10 protein-coding genes are annotated in these 12,843 nt (G+C 61.0%); 6 read left to right on the forward strand and 4 right to left on the reverse strand.

Annotated elements, in window-relative coordinates; all coding sequences use genetic code 11:
- Positions 1 to 12: 12 nt before the first annotated feature.
- The 4 genes from ABTV29_RS17225 to ABTV29_RS17240 all read right to left on the reverse strand — a co-directional run bounded on the left by ABTV29_RS17225 (position 13) and on the right by ABTV29_RS17240 (position 4,544).
- Positions 13 to 2,268, reverse strand: coding sequence for an Orn/Lys/Arg decarboxylase N-terminal domain-containing protein (locus ABTV29_RS17225; RefSeq protein WP_433765720.1), 2,256 nt, complete (start codon positions 2,266 to 2,268; stop codon positions 13 to 15).
- A 127-nt stretch (positions 2,269 to 2,395) separates the two neighbouring features.
- Positions 2,396 to 3,154 carry a DNA polymerase III subunit epsilon gene (gene dnaQ / locus ABTV29_RS17230; protein ID WP_433765722.1) on the reverse strand — a complete coding sequence of 253 codons (759 nt, stop codon included), beginning with the start codon at positions 3,152 to 3,154 and terminating at the stop codon, positions 2,396 to 2,398.
- 91 nt (positions 3,155 to 3,245) lie between these two features.
- Positions 3,246 to 3,692, reverse strand: coding sequence for a ribonuclease HI (gene rnhA / locus ABTV29_RS17235; RefSeq protein ID WP_433765724.1), 447 nt, complete (start codon positions 3,690 to 3,692; stop codon positions 3,246 to 3,248).
- A 93-nt stretch (positions 3,693 to 3,785) separates the two neighbouring features.
- On the reverse strand, positions 3,786 to 4,544 hold the full coding sequence (locus ABTV29_RS17240; RefSeq protein WP_110962572.1) for a methyltransferase domain-containing protein: 759 nt from the start codon (positions 4,542 to 4,544) through the stop codon (positions 3,786 to 3,788).
- Positions 4,545 to 4,609: 65 nt separating this feature from the next.
- Between ABTV29_RS17240 and gloB the strand changes: the two genes are divergently transcribed.
- The 6 genes from gloB (at position 4,610) to ABTV29_RS17270 (ending at position 12,842) form a co-directional block, all read left to right on the forward strand.
- Positions 4,610 to 5,377, forward strand: a complete 768-nt coding sequence (gloB, locus tag ABTV29_RS17245; RefSeq protein WP_433765727.1) for a hydroxyacylglutathione hydrolase — start codon at positions 4,610 to 4,612, stop codon at positions 5,375 to 5,377.
- Between the two features lie 99 nt (positions 5,378 to 5,476).
- Positions 5,477 to 6,925: a LysM peptidoglycan-binding domain-containing protein gene (locus tag ABTV29_RS17250; RefSeq protein WP_433765729.1), complete on the forward strand. Its 1,449-nt coding sequence runs from the start codon at positions 5,477 to 5,479 to the stop codon at positions 6,923 to 6,925.
- Between the two features lie 171 nt (positions 6,926 to 7,096).
- Complete coding sequence (locus tag ABTV29_RS17255; RefSeq protein ID WP_433771914.1) at positions 7,097 to 8,905, forward strand: extracellular solute-binding protein; 1,809 nt, start codon at positions 7,097 to 7,099, stop codon at positions 8,903 to 8,905.
- Positions 8,902 to 10,743 carry an extracellular solute-binding protein gene (locus ABTV29_RS17260; RefSeq protein WP_433765731.1) on the forward strand — a complete coding sequence of 614 codons (1,842 nt, stop codon included), beginning with the start codon at positions 8,902 to 8,904 and terminating at the stop codon, positions 10,741 to 10,743. The genes ABTV29_RS17255 and ABTV29_RS17260 overlap by 4 nt, the downstream gene beginning before the upstream one ends.
- A 4-nt stretch (positions 10,744 to 10,747) precedes the next feature.
- Complete coding sequence (locus tag ABTV29_RS17265) at positions 10,748 to 11,821, forward strand: microcin C ABC transporter permease YejB (protein WP_433765733.1); 1,074 nt, start codon at positions 10,748 to 10,750, stop codon at positions 11,819 to 11,821.
- A gap of 1 nt (position 11,822) precedes the next feature.
- The gene (locus ABTV29_RS17270) at positions 11,823 to 12,842 is read left to right on the forward strand and encodes an ABC transporter permease (RefSeq protein WP_175377332.1); all 1,020 of its coding nucleotides are present in this window, start codon (positions 11,823 to 11,825) and stop codon (positions 12,840 to 12,842) included.
- Position 12,843: the final 1 nt, after the last annotated feature.

Below are 12,843 nucleotides of genomic sequence, written 5' to 3' on the forward strand. Positions count from 1 at the left end.
TGGGTAACGTCCTCATTCCTTGATGCAATCGACGGTGTATTGCCGCCCATTGCCCTCGTCTTCATGTTGCAATCCGTGCACATCGGCAACGAACCCCGGAAAATTGCTATCGAACGTGCGGGCAAACGCCAGGTAGTCGATGATCGAGCGAGTCGCTGCGGTAAAGCGTTCGCCAGGCATGATCAACGGAATCCCCGGCGGATAAGGCACCAGCATCACGGCGGCAATACGCCCGTCCAAAGCATCGATCGACACCGCTTCGACATCGCCACGCACCAGATGATCATAGGCATCGGCCGGTTTCATGGCGACTTCCGGCAGCACCGTGTACATGCGCTTGAGATGCTTTGCCGTGGCATTGCTGCGATAGCAGGCATGCAGTTGATCGCACAGGTCGCGCAGACCCATGCCCTGGTAGCGCGCAACATTCTGTTGCGCCACACACGGCAGGCAAGTTGCCAGGCTGATGTTGGCATCGTAACTGCGCTTGAACTCCAGCAATTCGGTGAGCAACGTGCTCCATTTACCCTTGGTGATGCCCATGGAGAACAGCACCAGGAACGAATACAGGCCGGTCTTTTCCACCACCAGTCCGCGCTCCCAGAGGAACTTGCTGACCACGGCCGCGGGAATCCCGCGCTCGCTGAGGGCACCGCCAGCATTAAGGCCCGGCATGACCAGGGTGACCTTGATCGGATCGAGCAATACGTAGTCGTCCGTCACGTCGCCAAAGCCGTGCCAGTCCTGCCCGGGCTGCAGCAACCAGTCCGCGGTCTCCACCCGGTCGATACCCTCCGCGGACGGTGGCTGCCAAATGGAAAACCACCAGTCGTCAGCCGCAATGTGCTGGCGCAGATTGGCCAGCGCGCGGCGGAAACTCAGGGCCTCATCGAACATTTCCTGCAACAGCGAGCGCCCGGCGCCGCCTTCCATCATCGCCGAGGCCACATCCAGCGAGGCAATGATGCCGTACTGCGGCGAAGTGGAGATGTGCATCATGAACGCTTCATTGAAGCGATCCCGATCCAGTTGTCGGGCACCACCATCCTGCACATGGATCATCGAGGCCTGACTGAAGGCCGCCAACAGTTTGTGGGTGGAATGAGTGGTGAATACCAGCGGGCTGTCTTCGCTGCAGGACGTGCCCATGCCGTAGCGCCCGGCGAAAAATTCATGGAAGGCCGCATAGGCGTACCAGGCCTCATCGAAGTGCAGCACCTCGACACTGTTGCCCAGTTGCTGCTTGATCAGCTCGGCGTTGTAGCACAGGCCGTCATAGGTCGAGTTGGTCACCACCGCCAGCTTGACCTTGGGCGCCCGACCTTTGGTCAGTGGGCTGGCGTCGATCTTGGCCTGGATCGATTGCGGGCTGAATTCGCTCAACGGAATCGGACCGATGATCCCCAGCTCATTGCGTTCCGGGCACAGGTACAACGGGATGGCACCGGTCATGATGATCGAGTGCAGTACTGACTTGTGGCAGTTGCGATCCACCAGCACCAGGTCATCACGCGCCACCATGGAGTGCCATACAATCTTGTTCGCGGTCGACGTGCCATTGATCACAAAGAAGGTGTGATCGGCACCGAAATTACGCGCCGCCCTGGCCTCGGCTTCCGCCAGGGGCCCAGTGTGATCGAGCAGTGAACCGAGTTCCGGCACTGAAACCGACAGGTCAGAACGCAGGGTGTTTTCCCCGAAGAACTGGTGAAAGGCCTGCCCTACCGGACTTTTATGATAGGCCACACCGCCGCCATGACCGGGGGTATGCCAGGAATAGTTGGAATCGGCGGTGTGCTGTACCAGCGCCTTGAAGAATGGTGGCAGCAGCCCGTCCAGATACTTGCGGGCAGCCCGCGCCACTTGGCGCGCGAGAAAGGGCACGGTGTCTTCGAACAGGTAGAGGATGCCGCGCAGTTGGTTGAGTTCGGCCATGGCGTCGGCGGGCGCGTTTTCCAGGGTTACTTGCTCGCCCAGGGCAAAGATCGGGAGATCCGGTGCACGTACGCGGGCCAATCCGATCAGCTCGGCCATGTTCTGCAATAAATGGGAGTGGGCGCTGGCGTCTTCCGCCGCGATCAACATGCACGACAAGCCGTGATGAGTCGAAGCGACCAGGCGTCCTTCGGTGTAATCCATCGCCGAGACGATGCTGAAACCTTCCTGCTCCAGCTCCCGGGCGATGCCCCGCACACGATCGCCGGCGACAGTGTCGGCCTTGATGTCGCGGTGGACGATCAGGACCGGGAATTTCAGATCTTTATACATGGGGCTCAGTGTCCTGAGGCGGCAGGCCAGAGCCTGCCAATGACCTCAGGGTAGAGGGTTGAAGCGGATGTGGCGAGCGCGTTGCACTGAAAAGGGTCACGAGGCTGCGATCTCTTTTCAGGGAAATCTACGCCTGGGCTTCAGCCTCGGCCAATTGCAACCACAATGCCGGCGCCCCCGCCGACTTGCTGATGACTTCCAGCCGCGCCGCATGCTGCGCCAGGTCATCCTCGCTGGCGTGAATGATGCGCCCCGGTTTGCGGTCCGCCGGCAGGCGACGGATTTCAGTGGCCGAGTTGTCCGCACCTTCACCGGAACCATTGCCGTCGGAGGCGTTACCCGCCAGGGACAGGCTGGTCTGGCCGCCAGTCATGGTCAGGTAAACGTCGGCGAGAATCTCGGAGTCGAGCAAGGCGCCGTGCAGTTCACGGCCGGAGTTGTCGACGCCGTAGCGTTTGCACAGGGCGTCGAGGCTGTTGCGCTGCCCCGGGTGACGTTCCCGGGCCATCAGCAGGGTATCGAGGACCGTACAGTGTTGCGTGATGTCAGCGCGATCGTGCTGGCCCATCAGGGCGAATTCGTTGTTGATGAAGCCAACGTCGAACGCCGCGTTATGGATGATCAGCTGCGCGCCCTTGATGAACTCGAAGAACTCTTCGGCCACCTCGGCGAAACGCGGTTTGCCCACCAGGAATTCGTTGGTGATGCCGTGCACGCCGATGGCGCCTTCATCACTTTCGCGGTCTGGTTGCAGGTAAACGTGAAAGTGCCGGCCTGTCAGGCGCCGACCGATCAACTCGACACAACCGATTTCGATAATCCGGTGGCCGTCGGTCACCGGCATGCCGGTGGTTTCGGTATCGAGTACAACGGATCTGGTGGCCATCAGTGCTCAGCTCTCAATCGGTCAATCGTGCAAAAGGCGGCGATATTAGCACGCCTGCCGGGGTCTTTCAGGTAGGCCGTGCGCTCGGCGGTCAAGCCAGGCCGCGAACCTCATCCACGCCACGGTTGGCCAACTGGTCGGCCCGTTCATTGCCATGATGGCCGATGTGCCCGCGCACCCACTTCCAGGTGACGTTGTGACGGCTGACCTGCTCGTCGAGCATCTTCCACAGGTCGGCGTTTTTCACCGGCTCTTTCGCGGCGGTTTTCCAGCCGCGTTTTTTCCAGTTGGCCATCCACTCGTTGATGCCTTTCATCACGTACTGCGAGTCGGTCACCAGCAGCACGTCGCAGGGCCGCTTGAGTTCTTCCAGGCCGCGGATCGCGCCCATCAGCTCCATGCGATTGTTGGTGGTATTGGCCTCACCGCCCCACAACTCCTTTTCAACGCCCTTGTACACCAGCAATGCGCCCCAGCCGCCAGGGCCGGGATTGCCCTTGCAGGCGCCATCGGTGAACAGTTCTACGCTATCGCTCATGCCAATCCATCCAGAAAACGCGGTGGCTCGCCGATCGCTGATCGACAACGCCCAAGACCGGGGCAGCCCCGGCCGAAAATATAAAAGAAGGTATTACGGTTCGATGCGGCGGCGGTTGACCTTGGCCATCGGCAAGGGAATCAACTTGCCCATCGGCTCGCGACGTTCCTGGCGGACCGGCCGCAGGCCTACCACGATCTTGCGCGCAACCAATAAATAGAAGCCGCCACCGGACAGCTGCCAATTGCCGGCCATGCGCTCCCAACCGGCCAGACGGGTCTGCCAGGCAGGTGAGGCAAGCGGCGGACGATAGCACCCGAAGCGGCGTTTCTCCAGCGCGAAGCCCAGCAGGTTCAGCCAGTCGGCCACCCGCGACGGCGAGATGCAGCGGGCTTTGCGCAATGCATCATGAGCAAACACATGACGCAGGCCCCAACTGCTCCAGGGGTTGATGCCGATGATCAGCAGATGCCCGCCGGGCCGCACACTGCTCGCGGCCTCACGCAACAAGCCGTGGGGCGACAGGCAGAAATCCAGCCCGTGCTGCAACACCACGACATCGGCGGCATGCTCGCTCAACGGCCAGGCCTGCTCTTCGCAGACGATCTCGACGCCCGGCAAGGGCGCGCCCAGACGCACATTGCGCTGGACCTGCGGCGCCGACGGCGGAGTCTGGGCCGACGGACCGTAATGCACCAGGTAGCCACCGAAGAAACGCCCCAGCTCCTCTTCGAGCATGCGCCGCTCTTCATCCAGCAAAAACTGTCCGAGCGGGCCGGACAGCCACTCTCGCGCCGCGCTGATCAATGCCAGCCAGTCAGGATCGGCCTGAGCGAACGCTTTATCGGTCATTGCATTCTCCAACGCGTCAGGAAGTTCTAAGATGCGCCTTTGTTTTCCGCTTGGCGAATCCGACGATGATACAGATCAGTGCCCTGCCCGCCTTTACCGACAACTACATTTGGTTGCTGCAAGACCACAGCACCCGGCATTGCGCAGTGGTCGACCCGGGCGATGCCGCGCCGGTACAGAACTGGCTCTCGGAAAATCCGGGGTGGGTGCTCAGCAATATTCTGATCACTCACCACCATCATGACCATGTCGGCGGCGTCGAACTGCTCAAGAAAGCGACGGACGCGAAAGTCTATGGTCCGGCCAGCGAAAACATTCCGGGACGGGACATCGCGCTCAAGGATAACGATCGCATCCAGGTGCTGGGCCATGACTTCGAGATCATCGCCGTGCCCGGTCATACTCTGGGGCACATTGCCTATTATCACCAAGGCCTGCTGTTTTGTGGCGACACCCTGTTCGCCGCCGGTTGCGGCCGCCTGTTCGAGGGCACGCCGCAGCAAATGCACGCCTCGTTGTCCCGCCTCGCGGCGCTGCCGGAAGACACGCAGGTGTTCTGCACCCACGAATACACCCTGAGCAATTTGCGTTTCGCCGCCGCAGTCGAACCGGGCAATCCCGACACCCTCGAACGCCTGGCCAAGGTTACCCGCCAGCGGGAAGCCGGGGTCATCACGCTGCCGTCGACGATCGCCCTGGAGAAGCGCACAAATCCGTTTTTACGTACCTCCGAAACATCCGTTAAAGAAAAAGCGGACGAACGGACCGGCACCGATAACTCTGCGCCCGATATGGTTTTTGCGACGCTCAGAGCGTGGAAAGACAAGTTCTGAACAGCTTGTACGATGGTACGAAAACCGTGAATGGTTGACCGCGGGGGGTGCGCTTTCTAGAATCGCCCGACATTTTTGCCCGGAACTCACGTTCAGCCAATGTCGTCATCCATTCGAAATGCCATCAGTTCGGACGCGTTAACCCGCCTGGCGCAAGCCATAGCGGTGGCTGTGTCCGCGACGCTGGCGGGCTGTTCCAGCCATGTGCCGCAAACCGACGCGACACACACTCCGAATATTGCCGCGCGTGCCAAGCAGAAGCCCGTATGGCTCAGCGAAAAGCCGAGCCCGCAGATTCCGCAGGACGTCTGGGAGCGCATGCGCCAGGGCTTCCAGCTGCAGGACGGCCTGGGCGTCAACCCGCGCATCGAGCAGCAACGCCTGTGGTTCGCCAGCAATCCATCTTTCCTCGAAAACGCCGGCGAACGCGGCAGCCTCTACATTCATTACATCGTCGAACGCCTCGAAGAGCGCAACATGCCGCTGGAACTGGCCCTGCTGCCAGTGATTGAAAGTGCCTACAACCCAATGGCCTATTCCAGGGCCGATGCAGTTGGCCTATGGCAATTCATTCCCTCCACCGGGCGTTACTTCAACCTGCGTCAGACCCGCTTCTATGATGGCCGTCGCGATATCACCGCATCGACCACCGCCGCGATGGACTACCTGACCCGCCTTCACGACATGTTCAACGGTGACTGGCTGCTGGCCCTGGCCGCCTACAACGCCGGTGAAGGCACCGTCAGCCGCGCCATCGAGCGCAATGAAAGGCTGGGGCTGCCTACCGACTACTGGAACCTGCCGCTGCCTGCCGAGACCCAGGCCTATGTGCCGAAGCTGCTGGCACTGTCGCAAGTGGTGCTGGCGCCGGAAGCCTATGGCGTGAACCTCAATCCGATCGCCAACGAACCGTACTTCAAGGTCGTCGAAATCAACCAGCGCATGGACCTGTCCAAGGTTGCCGCTGTAGCCAACATCGACGAAGACGAACTGTTCCAGCTCAACCCGGCCTTCAAGCAACGCACCACCATCGACGGCCCCCAGCATCTGCTGGTGCCGACGTCCAAGGCGCAACTGCTGACCACCAGCCTGCAGACCATGCGTCCTGAAGAGCTGATCAGCAAGAAGTCGCTCAAACCGGTGTTCGACGGTGCCGACGACACCCAGGTGGCAAGCGTCAAACGCAATTACCGGGTCAAGCGCGGCGACAGCCTCGGCTCCATTGCCAAGGCCAACGACGTCGACATCAAGGACTTGCAGCGCTGGAACAAGCTGAGCGGAAAGAACATCAAGCCCGGCCAGACACTGGTCCTGCAAGACACCAGCAAACGCAGCTCCGGGCGCATCAACACCGTGGTCGCGGCCAACGCCAAAACCAAAGGCGAAGCCAAAAAACCACAGGCCAAGTACAAGGTCCAGCAAGGTGACTCGTTGTACATCGTGGCCAAGCGTTTCAACGTTGAAATGCAACACCTCAAGCGCTGGAATCCACGTGTCGGTCAGGCGCTCAAGCCTGGCCAGATGCTGACGGTTTCGAACCCGCATTAAAAATCGAGGTAGTGCCAGAAAGATCGCAGCAAGCTGCGATCTTTTTTTATGCCCCGATGCTGCTTTCCGGGCGCGTCTTTTTCCTGTCCATACAAGCTGTTACTGTACGGCCCACAAAGCCCAAGCCGCCTGGATCGGATTCCTTACTTGAAGCGTGCCCTCCTCTCGCTCCTGATCAGCCTGGCCTTGAGCTCCACCGCAAGCGCGACGATCAGCGAAAGCCATGGTTATGCGCAGTTCGGCGTGCTCAAGTACCCGGCCAGATTTACCCACTTCGACTGGGTCAACCCGCAAGCGCCCAAGGGCGGCACGTTGCGGGTCATGGCGTTTGGCACCTTCGATACGCTCAATCCCTACACCTTCAAGGGCACCAGCCCGGTCACCACGCCGAACTTCCTGCAATACGGCATCAACGAGCTCAACGAACCACTGATGGTCGGCACCGGCCAGTACGCGCCGTCCGGCGATGAACCGACCTCCAGCTATGGCCTGATCGCCCAATCGGTGGAGTACAGCGAGGACCGCAGTTGGGTGGTGTTCAACCTGCGCCCCGAAGCACGCTTTCACGATGGCACGCCGATCACCGCCTACGACGTGGCGTTCTCCTACCGCCTGCTGCTCAAGGAAGGTCATCCGCAGTACCGCACCAACCTGCAGGAAGTACAGCGGGTGGATATTCTCAATCCGCAGCGCATTCGCTTCGTGTTCAAGCGTTCCGGCAACCCCCTGCTGATCCTGCGTCTGGGCGAGTTGCCAGTGTTGCCTCAACATTACTGGAAAGGACGCGATTTCAAGGCCACAACCTTCGAACCTCCACTGGGCAGCGGGCCGTACCGGATCACCTCGGTTACGCCGGGCCGGCAGATCGTGTTCGAGCGGGTCAAGGACTACTGGGGCAAGGACCTGGCGGTCAATCGCGGCAAGTACAACTTCGATCGCATGGAAGTCGAGTTCTACCGCGACAGCGATGTGGCGTTCGAAGCTTTCAAGGCCGGCGAGTTCGACATCTATATCGAGCATCAGGCGAAGAATTGGGACACCGGCTACAACTTCCCGGCAATACGCCGAGGCGATGTGATCAAGGCCCAGATTCCGCACCAGATCCCGACCCAGAGTCAGGGCCTGTTCATGAACAGCCGGCGCCCGACGTTCGCCGAGCCCAAAGTGCGTGAAGCGCTGGGTTTGATGTTCGACTTCGAGTGGACCAACCGCACCCTGTTCAGCGGCGCCTACAAACGCGCCATGAGCTATTACCCCAACAGCGAATTCTCCGCCACCGGCCTGCCGGTCGGCCACGAATGGCTGCTGCTCAAGCCCTGGCGCGAGCAGTTGCCCGCCAGGTTGTTCACCGAGCCGTTCAGCCTGCCGCAGACCCAGGGTCGCGGCATTCCCCGGGAAACCCTGCGCAAGGCCCTTGGCCTGCTGGCCGAGGCCGGCTGGAAGCTCAACGGCCAGCGCCTGCAGAATGCAGCCGGGCAACCGTTGCGAGCGGAGATCCTGCTGGTCAATCCAAACCTGGAACGCATCCTTCAGCCCTATGTCGAGAACCTCGCCAGCATCGGCATCGATGCACGGCTGCGCACGGTGGATCGCGCCCAGTACAAACAGCGCCTCGACCAGTTCGATTTCGACATGATCCTGATGACCCTCAACCAGACCCTCAGCCCCGGCCTGGAGCAGTGGCAGTACTTTCATTCCAGCCAGGCCTCTGTCAAAGGCAGCAAGAACTACGCAGGCATCGCCAACCCGGTGGTCGATCAACTGCTCGATCAACTGCTGGCAGCCAAGACACGTGACGAGCAAGTGGCCGCCGGCAAGGCGCTGGACCGGGTGTTGCTGTGGCAGCACTACATCATTCCCAACTGGTACCTCAATTATCACCGCCTGGCTTACCGCAACCGGTTGGCCTTTGTCACCACGCCGCCCTACACCCTGGGGCTGAGCGCGTGGTGGCTGAAATCTTCGGAGAAAGATCGATGAAACCCATCAGCGCCCTGCTGTTGCAGGCCAGCGCCCTGTTGTTCGCAGGGTGGGCCTGTGCCGCGCCGCAACATGCCCTGACCCTGTACAACGAGCCGCCGAAGTACCCGGCGGACTTCAAGCATTTCGATTACGTCAACCCGGACGCGCCCAAGGGCGGGATCTTCCGCCAGGCCGGCTTCGGCGGTTTCGACAGCCTCAACCCGTTCATCAGCAAGGGCGTGTCGGCCAACGATATCGACCTGATCTACGACACCCTGGCCAAGCAAAGCCTGGATGAGCCTTTCACCGAATACGGCCTGATCGCCAGCAAGATCGAAAAAGCCCCGAACAACGACTGGGTGCGCTTCTATCTGCGGCCCGAAGCACGCTTCCATGACGGCCATCCGGTACGCGCCGAAGACGTCGTATTCAGCTTCCAGACCCTGATCAAGGATGGCGCGCCGATGTACCGCGGCTACTACAACGACGTCGAAGACGTGGTCGCCGAAGATCCGTTGACGGTGCTGTTCAAGTTCAAGCACAGCAACAACCGCGAACTGCCGCTGATTCTCGGCCAGCTGCCGGTATTGCCCAAGCACTGGTGGGCGACCCGCGATTTCAACAAGGGCAACCTCGAAGTACCGCTGGGCAGCGGACCGTACAAGGTCAGCGAGGTCAAGGCCGGGCGCTCGGTGCGCTATGAGCGGGTCAAGGACTATTGGGGCAAGGACCTGGCGGTCAATCGTGGTTTCTACAACTTCGATGTCATGCTCACCGATTACTACCGCGACAACACCGTGGCCCTGGAAGGCCTCAAGGCCGGGCAGTTCGATTACTGGCTGGAGATGACCGCGAAAAACTGGGCCAACGCCTACAACATTCCGGCCGTCACCGAAGGCCGGCTGATCAAGGAACAGATCCCCAACGGCAACCCTACCGGCATGCAGGGCTTCGTGTTCAACCTGCGTCGCCCGGTGTTCCAGGACGTGCGCGTGCGCCAGGCGCTGACCCTGTTGCTGGACTTCGAATGGACCAACAAGCAGCTGTTCAACAGCGCCTACGCCCGCACCCGCAGCTATTTCGAGAATTCGGAAATGGCCGCCACCGGCCTGCCGGACGCCGACCAGCTGGCGATCCTCGACCCCTTCCGCAGCAAACTGCCACCAGAGGTGTTCAGCGAAGCCTTCGAGAATCCGACCACCGACGGCAGCGGCATGATCCGCACCCAGCAACGCAAGGCCTATCAACTGCTGCAAGAGGCCGGTTGGCGCATCGTCGATGACAAGATGGTCGACGCCACCGGCAAACCGGTGGTTATCGAATTCCTCCTGGCGCAGACCGAATTCGAGCGGGTGCTGTTGCCGTTCAAGCGTAACCTGAGCGACCTGGGGATCGACCTGGTCATCCGCCGGGTCGACGTCTCGCAGTACGTAAACCGCGTGCGTTCGCGGGACTTCGACATGATCGTCGGCAGCTTTCCGCAATCCAATTCGCCGGGTAACGAACAGCGCGAGTTCTGGATGACCGCGGCCGCCGACAAGCCGGGCAGCCGCAACTCCATGGGCCTCAAGGACCCGGTGGTGGACCAGTTGGTCGAGCAACTGATCAACGCCGATTCGCGCAAAAGCCTGGTGGCCCACGCACGCGCACTGGACCGCGTGCTGCAATGGGGTTATTACGTGATCCCCAACTGGCACATCAAAACCTGGCGCGTGGCCTACTGGAACCACATCGGCCATCCGAAGGTCTCGCCCAAATACGATATCGGCACGGCTACCTGGTGGGTCAAACCCGACGCCAAGCCGGCGATAGAGATCGAAACCAAATTGCAAGCCGACCCTGCGGGCACGGAGTAATCAGATGCTGGCGTATATTTTTCGGCGACTGCTGCTGATCATTCCGACCCTGTTCGGCATTTTGCTGATCAACTTCGTGATCATCCAGGCCGCGCCCGGCGGGCCGGTGGAGCAGATGATCGCCAAGCTAGAAGGCTTTGAAGGCGCCACCAGCCGCATCGCCGGCGGTGGCGCGGAAGTGTCGGTGGCCGGTTCCGCCTATCGCGGCGCCCAGGGCCTGGACCCGGCGCTGATCAAGGAAATCGAACACATGTACGGCTTCGACAAATCGGCGCCGGAACGCTTGTGGATCATGGTCAAGAACTACGCGTCGCTGGAGTTCGGCGACAGCTTTTTCCGCGACGCCAAGGTCATCGACCTGATCAAGGAAAAGATGCCGGTATCGATTTCCCTCGGGCTGTGGAGCACCCTGATCATGTACCTGGTGTCGATTCCCCTGGGGATCGCCAAGGCCACGCGACATGGCAGCCACTTCGACGTCTGGACCAGTTCGGCGATCATCGTTGGCTATGCGATCCCGGCGTTCCTGTTCGCCATCCTGCTGATCGTGGTGTTTGCCGGCGGCAGCTATCTGGACTGGTTTCCGCTACGAGGACTGACTTCGAACAACTTCGATGAGCTGAGCCTGGGCGGCAAAGTGCTCGACTACTTCTGGCACCTGGCATTGCCGGTAACCGCCCTGGTGATCGGCAACTTCGCGACCATGACCCTGCTGACCAAAAACAGCTTCCTCGATGAGATCAACAAGCAGTACGTGGTCACCGCCAAGGCCAAGGGCCTGACCAAAAACCGCGTGCTCTACGGCCACGTGTTCCGCAACGCCATGCTGTTGGTGATCGCCGGTTTCCCGTCGGCCTTCATCGGCATCTTCTTCACCGGCTCGTTGCTGGTGGAAGTGATTTTCTCCCTCGACGGCCTCGGCCTGATGAGTTTCGAAGCCGCGATCAACCGCGATTACCCGGTGGTCTTCGGCACGCTGTTCATCTTCACCCTGCTCGGGCTGGTGGTGAAACTGATCGGCGACCTCACCTACACCTTCGTCGATCCGCGTATCGACTTCGAAAGCCGGGAGCATTGAGATGAACCTGTCCCCTCTCAATCGCCGCCGCTTCGAACTGTTCAAGGCCAACAAGCGCGGCTGGTGGTCGCTGTGGCTGTTTCTGATTCTGTTCGGCGCCAGCCTTGGCGCCGAGTTGATCGCCAACGACAAACCGCTGGTGGTGCACTACGACAACGGCTGGTACTTCCCCGCGCTCAAGCGCTATCCGGAAACCACCTTCGGCGGCGAATTCCCGCTGGAAGCCAACTACAAGAGCCCCTACATCCGCGAACTGCTCAAGGCCAAGGATGCCTGGGTGCTGTGGGCGCCGATTCCCTTCAGCTACCAGAGCATCAACTACGACCTGCGGGTCCCGGCCCCCGCGCCGCCGTCGGCGGATAACCTGCTGGGCACCGACGACCAGGGCCGCGACGTACTGGCCCGGGTGATCTACGGCTTCCGCGTGTCGGTGCTGTTCGCCCTGACCCTGACCCTGCTCAGCTCGATCATCGGCGTGATTGCCGGTGCCTTGCAGGGCTTCTATGGCGGCTGGGTCGATCTCGCCGGGCAGCGCTTCCTGGAGATCTGGTCGGGGTTGCCGGTGCTGTACCTGCTGATCATCCTCGCCAGCTTCGTGCAGCCGAACTTCTGGTGGCTGCTGGGGATCATGCTGCTGTTTTCCTGGATGAGCCTGGTGGATGTGGTCCGCGCAGAGTTCCTGCGTGGCCGCAACCTTGAATACGTGCGTGCGGCCCGGGCGCTGGGCATGCAGAATGGCGCGATCATGTTCCGCCACATCCTGCCCAACGCCATGGTCTCGACCATGACCTTCATGCCCTTCATCCTGACCGGCGCCATCGGCACCCTGACCGCCCTGGACTTCCTCGGCTTCGGCCTGCCGGCGGGCAGCCCGTCGCTGGGTGAGCTGGTGGCCCAGGGCAAATCCAACCTGCAGGCACCGTGGCTGGGCATGAGCGCGTTTGCCGTGCTGGCACTGATGTTGAGCCTGCTGGTATTCATCGGCGAGTCCGCTCGCGATGCCTTCGACCCGAGGAAGTGAA

It is taken from the genome of Pseudomonas putida (assembly GCF_050989985.1).
GTDB classification, from domain to species: Bacteria; Pseudomonadota; Gammaproteobacteria; order Pseudomonadales; family Pseudomonadaceae; genus Aquipseudomonas; species Aquipseudomonas putida_AI.